Genomic DNA, 1,545 nt, shown 5'->3' on the forward strand with positions numbered 1-1,545 from the left:
GTCCTCCCCGGCACCGCCTACCTCGACCTCGCCCTCCACGCCGCCGACCACACCGGCCACACCACCATCGACGAACTCGTCCTCCACGCCCCGCTCGTCCTGGAGCCGGGCCGTACGGTCCGGGTTCAGGTGATCGTGAACGGCGCGGACCCCGACGGGGAGGCGACGCTCGACGTGTACGCCCGCCCGGAGGGCCCGGAGGGAGAGCAGGCCGAGTGGACCCACCACGCCACGGCCGTGCTCACGAAGGACGACGCGCAGCCCGGCTTCGACCTCACCGCCTGGCCGCCCGCGGACGCGAGTGGGATCGACGTCGAGAGCGTGTACGAGGCCCTGACCGAAGCGGGGCTGGGCTACGGTCCGGCGTTCCGCGGACTGCGCGCGGCATGGCGGCGCGGCGACGAACTGTTCGCCGAGGTCTCCCTCCCGCCGGACGAACGCGGCGACGTGACCGACTACGGCCTGCACCCGGCGCTGTTCGACGCGGCCGTCCATTTGCCGGCCTGGGCGGGCCTGGCCGAGGTGCCGGAAGGGCAGAACCGGCTGCCGTTCGCCTGGAGCGGGGTGCGTCTGCACGCGGTCGGCGCCACCGATCTGCGGGTGCGGGTGACGCTGGGCGAGGCCGGGTCGCTGTCCCTGCAGGCAGCCGACCCCACCGGCGCGCCGGTCGCCTCGATCGGCACACTGACCGCGCGACTCGTCTCCTCCGACCAGCTCGGCGCATCCGGCTCCGCTCCGGACAGACGCCTGTTCCGGGTGGGGTGGTCACCCCTCGATCTCGTGCCCGCGGCGCGTGAAGCCTGGGCGGTGCTCGGCGACCGCGCGTTGTACGAAGACCTGCGCCAGGCCGTGACCACGTCCCTCTACGAGGATCTGACGGCCCTCACCGACGCCGTCGACGCGGCCGAGCCTGTTCCGGATGTGGTCGTGCTGCCCGTCTCCGCGCCGGGCGGGGAGGATCCGGTGGTGGCGGCGCACGCCGTGACCGAGCAGACGCTGCGCACGCTGCAGGCCTACCTGGCCGACGAGCGACTGGCCGGATCCCGCCTGCTGGTACTCACCCGCCACGCCGTCGCCGTCCACCCCGACGACCCCATCGACCTGACCACCGCCCCCATCTGGGGCCTGGTCCGCTCCGCCCAGACCGAACACCCCCACCGCATCCACCTCATCGACCACGACAACCACCCCCGCTCCCTCACCGCCCTACCCGCCGCCACCACCACCGCCCACCACCACACCGAACCCCACACCGCCCTCCGCAACGCCACCCTGCACACCCCACGCCTGACCCCCCACACCGACAGCACCACCACACCCCGCCCCTGGAACCCCGACGGCACCGTCCTGATCACCGGCGGCCTCACCGGCATCGGCGCCCTCCTCGCCCACCACCTCGCCACCACCCACCACATCCGCCACCTCCACCTGGTCGGACGACGCGGCCACAACACCCCCGGCGCCCAGACCCTCATCGACCAACTCACCCACGCCGGCGCCCACGTCACCATCACCGCCACCGACATCACCGACCCCCACGCCGTC

1 protein-coding gene is annotated in these 1,545 nt (G+C 73.5%); it reads left to right on the top strand.

Going from position 1 to position 1,545, the window contains the following annotated elements:
• A partial coding sequence (locus tag ACWEQG_RS39005; RefSeq protein ID WP_452292687.1) for a polyketide synthase dehydratase domain-containing protein occupies positions 1-1,545 on the top strand: 1,545 nt, incomplete at both ends.

The sequence above is a fragment of the Microbispora sp. NPDC004025 genome (genome assembly GCF_053604425.1).